This is a genomic window from Paenibacillus sp. FSL R7-0198 (genome assembly GCF_038000415.1).
GTDB lineage: Bacteria > Bacillota > Bacilli > Paenibacillales > Paenibacillaceae > Paenibacillus.
Genome location: NZ_JBBOCB010000001.1, coordinates 1051019 through 1067533 on the forward strand (window position 1 = coordinate 1051019; position 16515 = coordinate 1067533).

Below are 16515 nucleotides of genomic sequence, written 5' to 3' on the forward strand. Positions count from 1 at the left end.
TCCTTTAGTCGATAAAGTGGTCAAATCCGTAGATCATTCCTGTATATTCCATAACCTTTTGCACACCAATCTTAACACCAGGCATATAACCTGCGCGCTCGTAGGAGTCATGCCGAATTTTGAGTGACTGTCCATAGTCTCCGAAAACAACTTCCTGCTGCGCGAATACACCAGGCAATCGTACACTGTGAATTCGGAATCCGTTGTAATAACCGCCGCGTGATCCTTCAATGGTTTCTTCCTCATTCGGGTTACCCTGACGAAGTTCTTCCCGATTGGCAGCAATCAGTTCGGCAGTTTTGATTGCTGTTCCGGAAGGAGCATCCAGCTTCTGATCCCCGTGATATTCGATAATCTCCACATTTGGCATATGTTTGGCAGCCTGTGCTGCGAATCGCATCATCAGAATGGCACCGATCGAGAAGTTAGGGGCAATAAGCCCTCCAATTCCTTTGTCCTGGCATTGCTTGTCCAACTGTTCAATCTGCTCCGGCGTAAAGCCGGTAACACCCATGACAGGTCTGACTCCATGACGGATCGCAATCTCGGTATGTGTAAAAGCATATTGAGGCACTGTAAAATCAACCATAACCTGAGGTTTTGTTTCGGCAAAAGCCATTTCGATATCATCAGTCACCAGCACCCCACACTCTGGCAAACCAACAAGGGTTCCTGCATCCGTACCTGCTCCGGAGCGGTTGACAGCCGCTGCAAGCTCCAATTCCGGGTCCTGAAGTACCAATTTCACAACTTCACGGCCCATACGGCCAGCCGCTCCGATCACGGCAACTCTGATTACTTCACTCATATTGACTGCATCTCCTCGCTATGTTGGTTCATATCGTTGAATCCATTTCAACTCAAAAGAAATCTTTGTAAAATGAATTCTTATTGAATGGATTTCATACGTTGCTTGATTTCCTGTAACATTTGATGCAGCTGCCCATTCTGCGGGTCCAGCAAAATTGCCTCACGCAGCGCCTGAATTGCATAGTTAAATTCATTCAAATCACTGTAAGCCAGCGCAAGCATAACATGAGCTTCCACCGAAAGCGGATCAAGTTTGACCGCTTCTTGCAGTAGCGTTGACGCTTCCACATAGCGCTCCTGTGTTGCAATACCAGCCTGCTCCAACAGCAACTTCGCTCTGGAGGTCAATTGTTTTGCTTCCAACGTCTGCAGATGTAAAATATACTCTTCAGTTCCTGGCGACAATTCAACCGACTTGCGCGCATATTCAAGCGCTGGAACGAGATGCTTGCTGCGAGCGTGTGTAATGGAACAGCGATAATATAACTCCGCATGTTTTGGATGAGCGTGAATGGCTGACTCGAACCAACGAATCGCCTGCTCAAAATCATTTTGCAATATACAGCGGTAGGCCTGCTGCATATATTCTTCCGGTTTCATCATTAAGCTGACCCTCCCCGATCGGGTGATGGTACAGCATATGTAATCTACGCCTAATCGGTGTTTTTGGGAGTCCACCGATTGGCATCGCGGGTGTTAAATTTATGCATGACTTTATCGTGCGCCTCAGCCAGATCAATTCCCAGTGAGTTTGCAAAACAAATCGTGATAAATAAAATATCTCCAAGCTCAAGTTCAATGGAATTGGCTGCTTCGGAAGATTTCTTCGGCTTCTCGCCGAATTCATGATTCACTTCTCTGGCGAGCTCTCCAACCTCTTCAGACATCCGGGCCAACATGGCCAGAGGACTGAAATACCCCTCCTTGAACTGGGAGATATACTGATCAACCTCACGCTGCATTTCTGCGATGCTTTTCTCCATGAGAACGGATTCTCCTTTTGAAATGATGTCGTATTTGTTCCTAATAATATCAGTTATTTAGATTCACTTCCACCATCATCAGCGACAAATCATTTTTAAAGAATCAATAAACAGGTATACTAGATGGGAATGATTGCTTCTTCATTCTAATTTATCTACAGCGAGGGATCTTATGAGCACTGCCAAAACCTGGGTTCAAGTTAAACTGGTTCTTCCCATCGTGCTGGGTACAGCCTTATATGCCTTTGGGCTCCTCTATTTTATTATCCCCAACCAGCTTATGGAAGGTGGCCTCACCGGGGTTACGGTGCTGATCAATTACGCTTTTGGCATCTCACCTTCACTTACAACCTTGATTCTGAATGTTCCCCTTTTTCTGATCGGGCTCAAAATTTTGGGCGGCAGACAGATGATCTATACGGGTATCGGAATCGGGGCACTGACTGTTTTTCTGTGGTTGTTTGAGAAGTTGATTCATCTGGGCTGGATTGAACCATTACATACCGAGAATGACTTACTGTTAGCAGCACTATATGCAGGTGTTACCCTCGGAGCCGGCCTTGGTATCGTATTTCGTTGGGGTGGAACGACGGGCGGTTCAGACATTATCGCTCGTATTCTTAACCGCAAGTATGGATGGAGTATGGGACGAGTATTACTGGGCATCGACTTCGCCATTATCGGGCTCTCTCTCATCTACATCCCCAAAGAAAAAATTCTGTATACGCTTGTAGCTGTATTCATCGCCTCCAAAGTCATCGACTTTATTCAGGAAGGTGCATATTCTGCCCGGGCTTTCATGATCATTAGTGACCATGCACCCGAAATTGCGGACCAGATCACACGGGATATGGATCGTGGCGTTACCCTCATTCCAGCCATTGGCGCGTACTCTAAACAGGCCAAACACATGGCCTACTGCGTGATCTCCAGGCAAGAGTTCAGGCGTCTGCAGACCATTGTACGTTCCATTGATCCCAGAGCTTTTGTCATCATCAGCGATGTTCACGATGTACATGGCGAAGGTTTCAAAGAAAGCTGACATACTACAGAAACTACAAGAAAACCTCTGTTCACATGAGGAGCCATTAGCGTGGCTGTTTATGCGAACAAGAGGTCTTTTTTTGAAATATACCACGATTACGTTCATATCCACTTAGCGCCGAAAAGGAAAAATCCCCTGCTGCTGCGCACGATATTTACGATATCCGGCGTAACTTAACGTCGCTACAATAACCGAACTAATGAGCAGCCCAGCTGCCCTGCGATCAGGGCCCTGTACAAACGGTACAAAAGCACTCTCGTCCTTCTCGCGACCAAACAACTGGTTCACCAGTTCCTCCCCATGGCCCACCATGCTCTTTAATTGAGCCAGATCAGGCTGCTTTGCAGCGGTAAGCCCTTTGGTATGAGATAACCAAGCGTCCATCTGAGCAATCTCATACGGTTCACGACGAATCAGTGCAGCAGGACGAATCGTCTCATAATGCTCCTCCAGAACGGTGTAGCGGTTTGCCAGTACAGCCGCAGTTTGGCCTTGATTTGTAGCAGCGGATAAAGCGTCCAGATCGTTTTTCACGATTTTATAATACTGGAGCCATAAAGGCTTGGTTGGATTCGCAAGACTATCTGCTGCAAGTCTGAGTTTGGCAGAGGACTGCTGAAGAGAAGCATCGTCATTTTTCACCTTCACAACGGCTTGTTTCACTTCAACTATGGTTTCGGACAAGGCGTGAATGCCCTCGACGGTTGTTTGTCCCTCAAAGGAGATATGCTCCAGACTTTTACTGATACGCAGAATGCTGCCTCGCACTTCTTCAATATTGTTCTCGAGCGCCTGACGATACAATATGGCTGCTTCCTCATTAAGCTGTGCAATTGAATTGTTTGTGGACACTTGCTGATCTGAAATCGAATTCAATGCTTCACTTTGTGCGGATACACGATATGCTAAGTTCGTCCAAAGCAGCAGAGCCATGAACGATACCACCAATAAGCCGGTTTTGATCCCAAACGTTCTCTTCATGGACATCCCTCCCACCACCAATGTATGGCGGGGGACAGTTCGTTAGAACAAGCAGAGGACGATTCCGTATCCTACTAGACTTATGACACTTCATTTAGAAAACGATACCTAAACCTGTTACATTATTTCCGCTTTTCTGAATGGAATAGTTCATACTCTGGCCATCGTAAAATTCGATCCTGACCTTCAGTTTTCCATCCGGAACCGAGCTGTCAAACGCATCTTTCAAAAGGGTGAATGTTCCATCCGTATAGTCAGCTGTAAAATCACTGCCAAACTTCATATATGGAAACCAGGAATTGCCGCCTATTCGGTTACCAGATTCATCGAGAAGTGAGGCACGTCTTACGTTGGTCCCGTTATATTGGACCGGAATGACGATTCCTTCGGTTATTGTGCCTGCGGTCATTTCAAACACAGGCATTGAATGTTTGATAATAAGCTGATGCCATTCTGCGCCTTTCGAGAATTCAAAAACCAAATCAGCAATAATGCCGTTAGAAGCCTGATTGAATTTCTCGTTTATAAATTCTCTAGAGATCGTAAGTGTTGAGGTAGCTTCATCCAATGAGTAATAATTTTTATGGACTCCCTTAATGTGCTTAAAGCTGTTTCCATTCAGAGTAAGCGGAATTTGGATATCGTTTGCAGCTTGCTGATTAACATAGATTTCATTTAGACCTGTGGAATAGGAAGAACGCTGTTTCATATTAGCTGCTTGAATGGTAGTTCCATATTCATCATGCCAGTCAAAAGGTGGAACCCTCCAAAACGCACCTGGCCATATCATTGAGCTAACTCCATATTGCGATGCCTTGTAGTTCAGATATTCAAGATATTTCCGTTTTTCACCTGACTGCATTTTCGCCGCGCCATCATCAGGGGATAACCAGCCATATTCACCAATAACAACTCCAATCCCCTTGGAAATTAAGGCATGATTTAATGTGTTAAACATCTGGTCTATATTACTTCTTGGCGTATCTTGAACTCCATCGTAAAGCTTTTCATCAAAGCCCGTTCTACCCAAGTTGCCGCTGAAGACCCAGTCACTATAAAAATGCACAGTGGCGATCAAGTTTGGATCGTTCAGCCCCGCAATAAAATGATAGGCTGCGTTGGCTTTATCCATATCTGCGCTTGTAGAATACGTTGGAATAACAATCATTCTTGTGGCATTATTTCCACCAGAGCTGCGGATAACATCATATGCAGCCTGATTGATCATATCCAATTTATCCTGTTTGGTGATGGTTCCTGTATCATTTTCAAAATAAGGTTCATTCATTGTCTCAAACATGACCTGCTCAGGTTCATTCTTAAAATGATTAGCAAGCTGCGTCCAGAGATCTACATATCTTTTATACTCCTCTGACGCCTTATTTCCATCCCAATTGGAAAGCCATGTCCAGGAATCGTGATGAAGGTTGATCATCACATACAGGTCTGCATCAACGGCCCAATCAACCACTTGCTTATATTTGGCCAACCATTCGGAATGGATCACATAGTGTCCATCTGCACCTAGTGTATACCTTGTATAGGCAGTCATTGGAATCCGAATACTATCAAAGCCTTTTGCTTTGGCTGATAATATTAATTCTTGGGTTACTTGTGGCTGCCCCCAGGAGGTTTCGTCAGACAGGGCGAGATCGTCGGTTCTAAAACTGTCATAGGTGTTGAATACGTTCCAGCCTTTGCCCATTTTCTGTACATATGCCTGAGATGGAGTTTGTGGATCGGCATTGGCTTGAGAATTCCCATCATCAACTTGATATGAAATGGATAGCGCTATCAAAAATACAATTAATAGTTTTACTATTCTTGTTCTCTTCATCATACATGTCACCTTCCTCTCCGGATTAACTTACAAAGCTGATCACAACTCGTCACCTCTTTTAATATTAAGTAATTATGGAAAATAATTTCAAAATCCAGTTTCAATTTTATTATAAGATGCAGAATGGAGATATCCTTGATTTTCAAGCCATGAAACAGCACAATATGGACACATTTTGGACACAAAAAAAGCCGCTAAAATAGCGACTCTTCATGAGACGTGTTATTATCTCTCCAAAGTATGAGATCAGGTACGTCTTGCCTGTCTTAAGGCCAGCCACGCGCACAGAATGCTCACCAGTGTCAGTCCGAATGTAAAATTACGCACACCATCTACATGATCATAGAGGGAAGCGGGTAACCAAGGGTAAATATCATATGTATAATCCATCGTATCGTTCAACAGCGTCCAGAGACCTGCAACAACAAGGGCAGCCCAGCGGAAGCCGAAAAAGCGTACATATATAAGAGCTTCAATGGCCATCGCACTATGCGAAGCAATCAACATCCAGTCTTGCCAGTGCTGTGTACCGCCTTGCATCCAGCCAGCGAAAATAATGGATACGGCCCACACGCCATATTTCACAGATGTGACCACGGCAAGCGCCTGAATCACATGTCCGATCCGTTTGATAATGATGGACCGTGGTGGGTACAAGATCCATAACAACGCTAAAGTAAAAAACAAACTCGCTGTTGGACTATCCGGCACAAATACGATCTGCCACACCGGCTGCTCAGCCAGCGTCAATTTCATTTGCTCTCCGTACCAGATGTATCCGTATACCGTTCCTACCGCATTACACCAAAATAATAGCCACAGGAAATAACGATTGGTCAGAAATTCCCTACTCCAGAAATACGATAAAGCCACATTCCCTGCCCCTTCCTTCATCATATATTGTGCACGATACAGTGCTGTCCAAAAAACACTTCAAAAAAACCTGACCGCATAAACGATCAGGTTTCATTGGTTATTTTGATTTTACTGTTCTGCTTTCTGTTTCGCAAGCCATTCGGTCAGATGAGTAATCTCTTCATCCGTGACGCCTTGAGCAATAGCATTATTGTACTGAGGCTGCATTGCATTGTAGCCTTCTTTGATAATGGTCAGAATCTCTTCCTGGCTGTGCTTGTCACCTATGCCTCGAAGCGAAGGTCCAGTTGCGCCCTTCATATCAGCCGCATGGCAACCAATACATCCAGCCTTTTTGTACGTTTCCATTGCAGGATCATCCTGTTCCACGATCGCAACTTCTTCTTGCTGTCCAGGTGCATTGGAAACGGGTGGGAGCCCCTGCTCACGCCTCTCCAGCGCTTCTTCTTCACGTTGAATATGTTCAGGCTTCTGTCCACTTGCTTCCAACTCATGCTCGTAGTGCGTCCACGCTACATTCGTCAGGTAGAATACAGAAATGACCGACAAAATCATCAGTGATGAAGCAATTGGGCGTTTATAAAAACGCCGCTCCTTGCCTGTATCCAGGAATGGTGCCAGCAGCAACGCTCCAAAAGCGACTCCGCTGACCCCCAGTACCCCGAGCAAAACGTAATCGCCCGATGCATATGGATACTTCAAGTACTGATACAGAAAAAGGAAGTACCAGTCCGGCATAGGAATTACGGATGCGCTCGGATTGGCCGGATAGCCTAAAGGTGCAGGTTCTGAGATCGTGAGAACCAGAATCCCCACCAATACAACGACACCAACCATCCATTCTTTCAGCAGGAAGTTGGGAATAAAGGCTTCTGATTTGCCGGGATACGCCGTGTAATCAGGAGGGGTAATAAATCCCGCCCCTTTACGGACCCGTGAATCACCGACAAAGATAACCTTTTCCTCATCATCCTTCTTATGTCCGTGAGCCATTGCGATTCCTCCCTTCTCAGTTTATAGTGGTCCCGAAATGCCCTGTCTGCGGATCATGATAAAGTGTCCGACCAGAAGCACCAGAAGCACAGCGGGGAGGAAGAATACATGCAGGGCAAAGAATCGGGTTAGTGTCTGTGCACCGACAATCGTACCGCCTTGCAGGAATTCTTTAATAATCGGTCCCAACCAAGGAACCGTATTGGCAATCTCCAGTGTTACTTTTGTTGCAAAATAGGCTTTGTTATCCCATGGCAACAAGTACCCTGTCAGCCCCAGGCCCAACATGACGAAAAAGATCAGCATGCCGACAACCCAGTTCATTTCACGCGGTGCCTTGTAAGAGCCTGTAAAGAACACACGCATCGTATGTAAGAACATCATTACGATAACCAGACTGGCTCCCCAGTGGTGCATGCCGCGAACAATTTGGCCGAAGGCTACTTTGGTCTGCAGGTACTCCACACTTGCGTAGGCATTGATAATATCAGGTACGTAATACATGGTCAGGAACATGCCTGACAGAATCTGAATAACAGTAATAAAGAACGTCAATCCACCAAAGCAGTACACGAATGCGGAAAAGTGATGAGCCGGATTTACATGCTCTGGAACTTCATGATCCGCAACGTCCCGCCAGATTGGCGTGATGTCAAGACGCTCGTCAATCCAGTCATAGACATTTTTAAACATCTGCGTTCACGCCTCCTAATTCACTCGGGTGTTCGGAACAATGTCGCCCAGATATACCCAACCCTGCTCTTCCTTGACTACGTACTCATCCAGCGGTTTGGGGGCTACGGCAAGATTCTTCCCTTCCTTGTCATAGTGCGCGCCATGGCAGGGGCAATGATACTCGTCAGGGTATTGCTTGTCACTATTCCAGCCTACTGTACATCCCAGATGTTTACAGATAGGTGAGAGTGCATAAATTTTGCCCTGCTCGTCTTTGCGAATCCACGCCACTAACGATGCATTACTCAGATACCAACCATCCTGTTGTTTAAGTTCAAAGGTGAATTCTTGAGGCTCATTCGTAATTTTGCTGATTTCAGCTACTTTGACAGAGGTGCCTTCTCCCTTATGTTGCAAAATCGGGTCCACCGCAAAACGGACCATAGGAAGGATTGCACCGGCGGCCATGTAGGCTGTAGCTCCACCAAGCGTGTACGTCAAAAACTGCCTGCGTGACATCTCCATGCGGCTTGGCAATTTCAATGAAGCTTCGTGGTGGTCATGCTCACTGCTCATACTGTCTCCAACCCCCTTTTTCAGCCAACTCTCTCAAACGTTTTCATTTTCATAAATTCCACGACTTACTAGAACATACATAATCATATAGTAGCCCTAGAACACCGTCAAGAATTTGTCACACATTTTTAAGGTTCAATTGTAAGCGTTATTAAAAAAATGTTGGTAAATTGTCACATTTGTCGTTAAAAACTATTTTTTCCACAACTCTCGTATCTTTTCCCCTATAAATCTCGCAATCCCCTCTTCTCCGACCTCATGAGTTAAGACGGACCGACTCAAAACCAGATCAGCAGCTGGAATGTCCACGCCACCCAAATAACCATCTGATGACATAATAACCACATATTTGAATCCTGAGGATTTAAGCTGTGCAGACAAGGAATTTAATGTCATTGACAATTCCGAATTAGCATAATGAAAGGCTGGATAAGTCATGATTCTCCCTTTGAAAGGAATTTCGACCAGATCCAGAAAATCTCTCAGCCGCTCCAACGCCTCGGTAGCTTCAACTGGCGACTGCTCACCGCTAAGAGCTGTGTATGGAATAAGGCATGTATCCAGATAGAGTTGCAGTTCAGCCCAGCTGTCTTGAGTCATCTCACTGAATTTCAATTCCCTATATCCCCTTTCTATCCATTTTATTCCCATATTATATATGACTATATCTTATAAATCCAGACATTCATTTCGGAATTACACATATCAAAAAAAGGAAACACGCATCTGCGCATTCCCTTTTATCTCAGAAAGGAACTATTTTGCTAATCAGTTTATGGTCCTCAGTTCATCCGTCAGACTCCGGAAAGCTACTTCGTCTCCGGTAGCTAACGCTTTATCGATTTCCAAATAGAGCTTCTCGCTGCGCTGTTTGCGAAGCGCTTCGTCCCACACCATCTCAGCTGCCAGCCCCAACATGACTTCATACGTAACTTTCATTTTATCCAATAGGATGCACCTCCAAAACGGATTTAAGAGCTCCTATATTCTTTTCCTTTGGTAACATAACCCAGTGAAGTTCTGGACATCCGCTCCAGATCGGCATCAGTCAGCTCACGTATCACTTTGGCAGGTGTCCCCAAAGCAAGAGTATAGGGCGGAATTTTACTATTCTCAGTAACAACAGAACCGGCTCCAATCAGCGTATATTCGCCAATATCGGCTCCATTCAGCAGAATGGCTCCCATGCCGATTAATGATCCTGTTCCAATACGACAACCATGAATGATCGCTGTATGTCCTACTGAGACATCATCTTCCACAATCAAAGGTTGATCAGTATTGACATGCCCAACAACGTTATCTTGAATATTACAGCGCTTTCCAATGATAATAGGAGCCAAATCAGCCCGCAGGACTGCATTGAACCAGACGGAAGACTCTTCTCCCATTCTCAAATCACCGATCAGTTTTGCACCTTCAGCCATATATACCGAAGGGTGTAACTGAGGTTGTAGACCTTTGTATGGAATTATCATTATTATCACTCCTTAATTTGGGAGTGATTTTAGCAACTTGTCCTTCACTTGTCAAACATAATAGGCGTAATGTCTCCTGAGATGGAGCGACAGGATGCAGCAAGACGTGTGCCCCAGGCTGTCATTTGTATCGTCCGGCCTTCCTCATGTTCCCCAAAACGGACCATGCCAAGATGCAACATCATTTTAACAATTCTGTTATCATAGATGGCCTCAACCGTATCATAATAGAACGGCTGAATGAATGGACCGATCTGACGAAACAGCGACTCGGCGGTTGACCATTCTTGGGCACATTCGCCTGTCCAGTACACAATAGAGGACAGATTGGGAATAGCACCTTTATACAATCTTAACCAAAACCTAAATAGCTGTATCATTTCGGCTGTTTTCTCTGCCCCCAGCTTGTCTTCTCCAGCTGGTGACAACTTCAGCGTGCCTTGCTCCTCACGAACCAGCCGATGGTGAAATGCATAGTCGTAGAGAAGTGCAAAACGATCCGGGTAATCCTTGAAGGAACGGCCATATCCGAATCTCCATCCACCTTTGCCCACCAATTCCTCACTAATGTGCAGATGCTCCATAATCTGCTGTTGAGAGCGACGGTACATCATGCCTTCAGCGTTAAGGGTAATTTCGTGCTGCTGGACAAACTGCAGGAACAACTTGAGATCATCCGCTAAGAGATGATATTCATCCCGATACATGGGTGGTTCCGTTGTTTTGGTAATGCCTGCTCGCAGATGTGTGGATAACACATCCCTGAATCTTAATTTCAGATCCTGGGGTACCTGATACAAATACCTGGTCTGCTGCGTTGTCCCATTGAACAACCATCCACTCTTATTAAAGCGAACGATGAGATCACGTGGACTCGCGCCAGCCTCACTCTCCTTTTTGTCCATCGATTGACGGGCTATGGCAATGAGTTCTTCCATACCATAATACTGGCGAGGATCAAACAACAAGTTGTTCAAAAAGCGCTGATCTGCTTGATTCAGTTGACGTACCTGCTGCTCAAAAAAGGGTCTGCTGCCCAATGTAGTGAGAATACTCTGGATGAGTTCATGTTTGGAATTGGGCTTGCATTCACATTGGTAATAGTCTGCTATTCGATTAAGCTGGCCAATATCGGCAAAAGTAAGCATATCCGCTAGATTCATGGGTCCATCGCCTCGCCCGTTAACTACTTCGACTGCTGATTAGGAGCCTGAAATAGTTTGGTTTTGTAAACATCGTTGACGGAATTCCCATAATCTAAACCTCTTTTTGGAAATCTTTTATGTTTTAAACCATACTATGCCCCAAGTTGGTCAATCAGAAGAAAAATGAGAGGTTTGAAATCATATAAAGTCTTTATTTCCCCATAAAACGCAAAAAAACAACCCAAGTTGGATTACTCAGGTTGTTTCGCTGTGTCCAAAGACAGATGTCGTGTGCAATTATATAACAGCGGACTCCAGTCATCACGTTCCTTTTCCAGGATCGTCAGTGACAGGTTTCCAATCCGTTCTGTGTACCGATCTTTAAACAAGGCTGTTAACAGGTTGGCCAGAAAAGCTCCGTGAGTGACAATGAGCACGTTTTGGTCCGGATAGGCAGACCATAGATCTTCCAGAAACGCCAGTGCACGAATCTGGATATCCGCTATCTGCTCCTGTCCCAAGTCCAATGTCTCCCAGGATTTTCCCCAACGGGCAACCCGTTCTTCTGAAGTCAGACCTTCAATCTGACCAAAAGCCCTTTCTTTCAACCGTGCGTCCGGCTCAAGCAAAGGTAAATTCAACAGTTTAGAGATAATCTCCCCTGTTTCCTGAGCACGCGATAATCCACTTGTGATGATATAGTCCCATTGGTATTCTTCCGTCAGCAGACGTCTTCCCAGGCGCTCTGCCTGTTCACGACCTTCTCCATTCAGAGGAATATCCGTCTGACCCTGTATACGGCCCGCCGCATTCCAGTCTGTAAGACCGTGACGAATAAGCCCGATTCGCACTTACATCCCTCATTTCTCCACACGGCGAACGAAAGGTTATTACCTATGCACTCGCACCTTGTTTGCGTTTATTCGTTGTTCGATGCATACGTCCAAGAGAAAATAACGCCATGCCTATTGCAAGTAAAGAAAGTGCCATCCAATACTGCGGATAAGCAGGTCCCATGCTCACAACAAAAGGTTCCATGATACTTCCTCTGTCCGCTCCAGTCATGTTGTACTGATACATTCCAGAGGACGATGGTCCGCTTCCGGCAACCCCTGTCTCCAGGATACCTGTAGCAACAACCTTGGTTTGCTCAGCTTCTGATACGTCTGGCTTAAACATTGCCATATACAGAAAGCTGCATAAAAAAATAGCCAGGAACGCGGCGATCCACAAAGACATATGCTTACGGATCACAGCAGAGAAACGATTAACCTTTGCCTCTTCCGGCAATAACCATGGAGACTCCGCATAGATCCGGTCCATAACGTTACGGTTCACTCTCTCTGCCTGTTGTTCTGTCACTGGAACCGGGATGCTGTGCAGCAAGATCTGGGCTTCTTCCCAGACCTCAAACTGCTCGGAGCACTCTTCACAACCAGCGAGATGAGCATGAAATGCAATCCGCTGAGGATGATTTTCCGGCAAGTCCCAGACCAGTGCAAACAGTTCCTGGGCTTCATTGCAATTCATCGGTTCTTCATCCCTTCATATGGCTCGTACACCGGTTCGAAGAAATAAGGTTCCAATTGAGTTTTTACGCTTGATCTTGCTCTGAATAATAGCGATTTCACAGAACTGACGCTCTGCCCAAGAATATTCGCAATCTCTTGGTAGTCTAGTTGATCATACTCGCGGAGTATAATCGCAGAACGCTGCTTCTCCGGCAAATTGTTAATCGCATCCCTAACCAGCATCACCCGCTCGCTGCGTAGTACAGCATACTCCGGTGCATTCTCCGAAGGAGCAACGGGGACAATCCCGCTCTCTTCAAGTGGGACATTTCCGCTGCGCTGTTTGCGAAGCTCACTCAGTACCGTATTTCTCGCAATGGTATATAACCAGGTTGAGAATGAGGCATCCACCTCACGGAAAGAGTGCAGACTGCGGAACGCCTTATAGAAAGTCTCAGAACAGAGATCTTCCGCAAGCAGCTCCATATTGGAACTTTTCAACATATGATATACGAAAGCCAGTATTTTACGCTGATAACGACTCATCAGCTCGGAATATAACTCCAGGTTACCTTCCTTGATCTCTCGAATCAACTGGGAATCCGTCATTTGAGTGCGACCCCTCCTCGCCCATCCATGTGCTTCTCCCCGTTCGACTCTATCCATGTATTACCGAACAGGCACAAAAAAGTTGCGGTTCTCACCGCATATAAACAGCGTTCAGCGCCATAACTGGCCTTCCCGCCAAATTCCCCTATGTAATGGCAATTTCCCCAACGTTTCTACATTAACAGTATTTATTGTACAACGGTCTGCATCATCCTGGCAAATCCATTGGTATCCACAGAACCCGACCTGTCATTCATATGCGGTCATTTTCACGTTCATGACTTCATTTTGAGCCTTTTTGGTAACCCTTGCTTATATAGACGGACGACATACCAAAAAGGTTACAAAAATGTGATATTTATTTGATCTAAGGTATCCTAACAGATTAAGGAGGGAGATGTAAATAGAGGATGTGAGCTTAAGTGTAACTATTAACATATCAATGCCTTTCCCATAACTTTTTAAGACAAAAAAAAGACCGCTTACATAAGCGGCCATTGCTCACGTGGAGCAATACAGTTATTGGATAGGAGTGGAGAGAAACCATACTGTACCCTTATTATATGTATACGTTTTCATTTTGTCAACACTTTCAATAAAATTGTTTGAATTAATTATATCTTTCGGTAAATCAGGATAATACATCCTTTTTATTCGTGACTAAAAATCAAATAACAAATTCAATATAACCTCACAAAAAAGAGGGCTTTCGCCCTCTTTCTCGTCTTATATCCACACTTGATAACCTAAGGAATCCAATAACGTCTTGGCTCGTTCCATATCTTCTTCCTGACGGAAAGACAGACGCATAATGCCCGGCACATCCACCCGGTTCTCGATAATCTCCAAGTTGCTCAAGTTGATGTCATTCGCCCCAAGCTCAGTTGCGATCTTACCGATCATGCCCGGTGCATCCTGGACATCAGTATACAGATCAAATAACGGCGAAATCATGCCTTTGCGTCGTTCTGGTAATATACTGCGGAACTCGCGGGCCTGACGGAATGCCTCCTCTATGCCTTCACCGTTCTTATGCTCCAGCATATCCGTAAAGGCCGTCATCTGGCTATTCCAGTCCTTAAGCAAGCCCAGCAGTACATCACGGTTGCTAAGCAAGATATCTCTCCACACAATCGCATCACTGGACGCAATCCGGGTAATATCCCGGAAACCACCTGCAGCCAGCATTTTATACAGTGGATTCGACTCATTATATTCACGCACCTGATTCACCAGCGCAACAGCAATAACATGTGGCAGATGACTAATCGCCCCCACGATGTCATCGTGCAGCAGAGGCTCCACACGCACGATCTGTGCCCGCGTATACGCAAGCAGCTCAGACAGCCTGCTGTAGGCTTCCTCAGGTACATGTTCTGAAGGGGTTAAGACATAGTATGCATTCTCGAACAACACGGCTGAGGCCGCATCTACGCCTGCACGCTCCGACCCTGCCATAGGGTGACCACCAATGAAGTAAGCGTCAGTCAACCGCACATGCTCGGCACAAGCGGCAATGGAAGCTTTAGTGCTTCCTACGTCCGTGATGATACATCCTTTTTTCAATGGCAGCTTGGAGAGCTTTTCGAAATAGGATTCTAGCAAACCTACGGGAACGCACAAAAAAATAAAGTCGGCATCCTCTACCGCTTCTTCCAGAGAGAGCGTAGCATCATCCACTACACCGCTCGCTATGTACTTGTCCTTCAGTTCATCCAAGTGGGCGTAGCCCATCACGGTTACACCTGGCTTGCCTTTGAAGCAGAGCGCAAGTGAACCGCCGATGAGTCCTACACCAATCATTGCAATTTTTAGTTTCATGGGTCCTCACTCTTTCATCGCCAGTATTAAGGGCGTGCTACCGCCTTCTCAGCCAGCGTGTTCTCCAGTGCCGTGACAAATGCACGGTTCTGTTCTGATGTTCCGACGGACACACGAATGTAAGTTGGGTATACGTGGAATCCTGGGCGAACGATAATGCCTTGTTTGAGCAAGGATTGGAACGCAATTGCTGAAGGCATATCCAGATCAACCATAATGAAATTACCCTGTGAAGGGAAATACGACAATCCGAGCCGTGTAAATTCATTTTGCAGGTAATCCCGATCCGTTGCATTCCGCTTCGAGCACTCTTGAACAAAATCCTGATCCAGAAGTGCAGCAGTTGCCGCAACCTGTCCAAAACGGGAGGTGTTAAACGGTTCACGTACACGGTTAATCAAATCAATTATTTCGGGACGTGCAATGCCGTAACCGATCCGGAGCGAAGCCAAACCGTAGATTTTGGAGAATGTCCGCAGTATGACCAAGTTCGGATACCGTTCGATCAATGGTACGCTTTGCGGGTATGCTTCATCGGTTACGAATTCATAATAAGCTTCGTCCAGTATGACCATCACATGAGCAGGCACACGGTCCATAAAGGCTGTAAGTTCCTGCTCGGAGATAATCGTACCTGTTGGATTATTGGGATTACACACCCATACTGCTTTGGTTTTGTCGTTAATTTGTGCGAGCATCGCGCTCAGATCATGCGTGCCATCTTTCAGAGGCACTTCGATGGTCACGGCACCCTCAATATCTGCATTGCTTTTATATACGGAGAATGTCTGATCTGCCATGATGGTCTCGTCGCCCGGCAAGAAGAAAGCTCTTGTGATCAAAGCAATAATCTCATCGGAACCACAACCAAATATTAAGTTGTTCCGTTCAACGCCAAGATGCTTGGCAAGAACTCCCGTCAGCTCAACCGAGCTACCGTCTGGGTATATGCTTATATTAGTCATTTCTCTCGTAATGGCTTCTAGGGCGGCAGGAGAACTGCCGTACGGGTTTTCGTTGGAGGCCAGCTTGATGACTTGTTCAAGGCCCAGTTCACGTTTCACTTCTTCAATCGGTTTGCCCGGCTGGTACACAGGCAGATTGACAATCTGGGATTTCGGTTTCAACCCGACCGCCTCCTGTTATTGAAATAATGTTAGACACGAATCAGC

Annotated in this window: 19 protein-coding genes; 1 reads left to right on the forward strand and 18 read right to left on the reverse strand. The window is 45.7% G+C overall.

The genetic code is table 11. From position 1 onward, the window contains the following. Positions 1–4: 4 nt before the first annotated feature. The 3 genes from dapB to MKY87_RS04325 form a co-directional block, all read right to left on the reverse strand. A complete protein-coding gene (dapB, locus tag MKY87_RS04315; protein WP_017687734.1) occupies positions 5–808 on the reverse strand; it encodes a 4-hydroxy-tetrahydrodipicolinate reductase in 804 nt (267 codons plus the stop codon). 80 nt (positions 809–888) lie between these two features. Further along, complete coding sequence (locus tag MKY87_RS04320) at positions 889–1413, reverse strand: tetratricopeptide repeat protein (RefSeq protein WP_084650368.1); 525 nt, start codon at positions 1411–1413, stop codon at positions 889–891. A gap of 50 nt (positions 1414–1463) precedes the next feature. Continuing rightward, positions 1464–1793 (reverse strand): nucleotide pyrophosphohydrolase, encoded by a 330-nt coding sequence (locus MKY87_RS04325; protein WP_017687732.1) that lies wholly within the window; start codon positions 1791–1793, stop codon positions 1464–1466. 172 nt (positions 1794–1965) lie between these two features. Between MKY87_RS04325 and MKY87_RS04330 the strand changes: the two genes are divergently transcribed. Further along, a complete protein-coding gene (locus MKY87_RS04330) occupies positions 1966–2835 on the forward strand; it encodes a YitT family protein (RefSeq protein ID WP_340963111.1) in 870 nt (289 codons plus the stop codon). Positions 2836–2949: 114 nt separating this feature from the next. On the opposite strand, the gene MKY87_RS04335 is transcribed toward MKY87_RS04330, so the two are convergent. The 15 genes from MKY87_RS04335 to hisC form a co-directional block, all read right to left on the reverse strand. Beyond that, positions 2950–3819 (reverse strand): sporulation protein YpjB, encoded by an 870-nt coding sequence (locus tag MKY87_RS04335; protein WP_338587573.1) that lies wholly within the window; start codon positions 3817–3819, stop codon positions 2950–2952. Positions 3820–3913: 94 nt separating this feature from the next. Further along, on the reverse strand, positions 3914–5659 hold the full coding sequence (locus MKY87_RS04340; RefSeq protein ID WP_340963113.1) for a cellulase family glycosylhydrolase: 1746 nt from the start codon (positions 5657–5659) through the stop codon (positions 3914–3916). 246 nt (positions 5660–5905) lie between these two features. Further along, positions 5906–6532 carry a DUF1405 domain-containing protein gene (locus tag MKY87_RS04345; protein WP_340967377.1) on the reverse strand — a complete coding sequence of 209 codons (627 nt, stop codon included), beginning with the start codon at positions 6530–6532 and terminating at the stop codon, positions 5906–5908. A gap of 111 nt (positions 6533–6643) precedes the next feature. Next, positions 6644–7528: a menaquinol-cytochrome c reductase cytochrome b/c subunit gene (locus MKY87_RS04350; RefSeq protein WP_036607643.1), complete on the reverse strand. Its 885-nt coding sequence runs from the start codon at positions 7526–7528 to the stop codon at positions 6644–6646. Between the two features lie 21 nt (positions 7529–7549). Continuing rightward, positions 7550–8221: a menaquinol-cytochrome c reductase cytochrome b subunit gene (gene qcrB / locus MKY87_RS04355; protein ID WP_017687726.1), complete on the reverse strand. Its 672-nt coding sequence runs from the start codon at positions 8219–8221 to the stop codon at positions 7550–7552. Positions 8222–8236: 15 nt separating this feature from the next. Continuing rightward, on the reverse strand, positions 8237–8779 hold the full coding sequence (locus tag MKY87_RS04360) for a QcrA and Rieske domain-containing protein (RefSeq protein WP_017687725.1): 543 nt from the start codon (positions 8777–8779) through the stop codon (positions 8237–8239). A gap of 192 nt (positions 8780–8971) precedes the next feature. Then, positions 8972–9394: a DUF2487 family protein gene (locus MKY87_RS04365; protein WP_340963116.1), complete on the reverse strand. Its 423-nt coding sequence runs from the start codon at positions 9392–9394 to the stop codon at positions 8972–8974. Positions 9395–9547: 153 nt separating this feature from the next. Then, positions 9548–9727: an IDEAL domain-containing protein gene (locus tag MKY87_RS04370; RefSeq protein ID WP_017687723.1), complete on the reverse strand. Its 180-nt coding sequence runs from the start codon at positions 9725–9727 to the stop codon at positions 9548–9550. Positions 9728–9750: 23 nt separating this feature from the next. Then, complete coding sequence (locus MKY87_RS04375; RefSeq protein WP_338587578.1) at positions 9751–10257, reverse strand: gamma carbonic anhydrase family protein; 507 nt, start codon at positions 10255–10257, stop codon at positions 9751–9753. Positions 10258–10301: 44 nt separating this feature from the next. Beyond that, complete coding sequence (locus MKY87_RS04380; RefSeq protein ID WP_340963119.1) at positions 10302–11420, reverse strand: hypothetical protein; 1119 nt, start codon at positions 11418–11420, stop codon at positions 10302–10304. Positions 11421–11653: 233 nt separating this feature from the next. Beyond that, the gene (locus tag MKY87_RS04385) at positions 11654–12253 is read right to left on the reverse strand and encodes a histidine phosphatase family protein (protein WP_340963121.1); all 600 of its coding nucleotides are present in this window, start codon (positions 12251–12253) and stop codon (positions 11654–11656) included. A 43-nt stretch (positions 12254–12296) separates the two neighbouring features. After that, complete coding sequence (locus MKY87_RS04390) at positions 12297–12932, reverse strand: anti-sigma factor family protein (protein WP_338587582.1); 636 nt, start codon at positions 12930–12932, stop codon at positions 12297–12299. Next, positions 12929–13522 carry an RNA polymerase sigma factor gene (locus MKY87_RS04395; protein ID WP_062835180.1) on the reverse strand — a complete coding sequence of 198 codons (594 nt, stop codon included), beginning with the start codon at positions 13520–13522 and terminating at the stop codon, positions 12929–12931. Before MKY87_RS04395 ends, MKY87_RS04390 begins: the two co-directional genes overlap by 4 nt. Positions 13523–14248: 726 nt before the next feature. Continuing rightward, on the reverse strand, positions 14249–15343 hold the full coding sequence (locus MKY87_RS04400; protein WP_074095636.1) for a prephenate dehydrogenase: 1095 nt from the start codon (positions 15341–15343) through the stop codon (positions 14249–14251). A gap of 26 nt (positions 15344–15369) precedes the next feature. Beyond that, a complete protein-coding gene (gene hisC / locus MKY87_RS04405) occupies positions 15370–16470 on the reverse strand; it encodes a histidinol-phosphate transaminase (RefSeq protein WP_307534835.1) in 1101 nt (366 codons plus the stop codon). Between the last annotated feature and the right edge of the window lie 45 nt (positions 16471–16515).

Bases quoted from the DNA above. Each gene is read 5' to 3' on its own strand.
- dapB (WP_017687734.1), bottom strand. From the start codon at position 808: ATGAGTGAAGTAATCAGAGTTGCCGTGATCGGAGCGGCTGGCCGTATG.
- MKY87_RS04320 (WP_084650368.1), bottom strand. From the start codon at position 1,413: ATGATGAAACCGGAAGAATATATGCAGCAGGCCTACCGCTGTATATTG.
- MKY87_RS04325 (WP_017687732.1), bottom strand. From the start codon at position 1,793: ATGGAGAAAAGCATCGCAGAAATGCAGCGTGAGGTTGATCAGTATATC.
- MKY87_RS04330 (WP_340963111.1), top strand. From the start codon at position 1,966: ATGAGCACTGCCAAAACCTGGGTTCAAGTTAAACTGGTTCTTCCCATC.
- MKY87_RS04335 (WP_338587573.1), bottom strand. From the start codon at position 3,819: ATGAAGAGAACGTTTGGGATCAAAACCGGCTTATTGGTGGTATCGTTC.
- MKY87_RS04340 (WP_340963113.1), bottom strand. From the start codon at position 5,659: ATGATGAAGAGAACAAGAATAGTAAAACTATTAATTGTATTTTTGATA.
- MKY87_RS04350 (WP_036607643.1), bottom strand. From the start codon at position 7,528: ATGGCTCACGGACATAAGAAGGATGATGAGGAAAAGGTTATCTTTGTC.
- qcrB (WP_017687726.1), bottom strand. From the start codon at position 8,221: ATGTTTAAAAATGTCTATGACTGGATTGACGAGCGTCTTGACATCACG.
- MKY87_RS04360 (WP_017687725.1), bottom strand. From the start codon at position 8,779: ATGAGCAGTGAGCATGACCACCACGAAGCTTCATTGAAATTGCCAAGC.
- MKY87_RS04375 (WP_338587578.1), bottom strand. From the start codon at position 10,257: ATGATAATTCCATACAAAGGTCTACAACCTCAGTTACACCCTTCGGTA.
- MKY87_RS04380 (WP_340963119.1), bottom strand. From the start codon at position 11,420: ATGAATCTAGCGGATATGCTTACTTTTGCCGATATTGGCCAGCTTAAT.
- MKY87_RS04390 (WP_338587582.1), bottom strand. From the start codon at position 12,932: ATGAATTGCAATGAAGCCCAGGAACTGTTTGCACTGGTCTGGGACTTG.
- MKY87_RS04395 (WP_062835180.1), bottom strand. From the start codon at position 13,522: ATGACGGATTCCCAGTTGATTCGAGAGATCAAGGAAGGTAACCTGGAG.
- MKY87_RS04400 (WP_074095636.1), bottom strand. From the start codon at position 15,343: ATGAAACTAAAAATTGCAATGATTGGTGTAGGACTCATCGGCGGTTCA.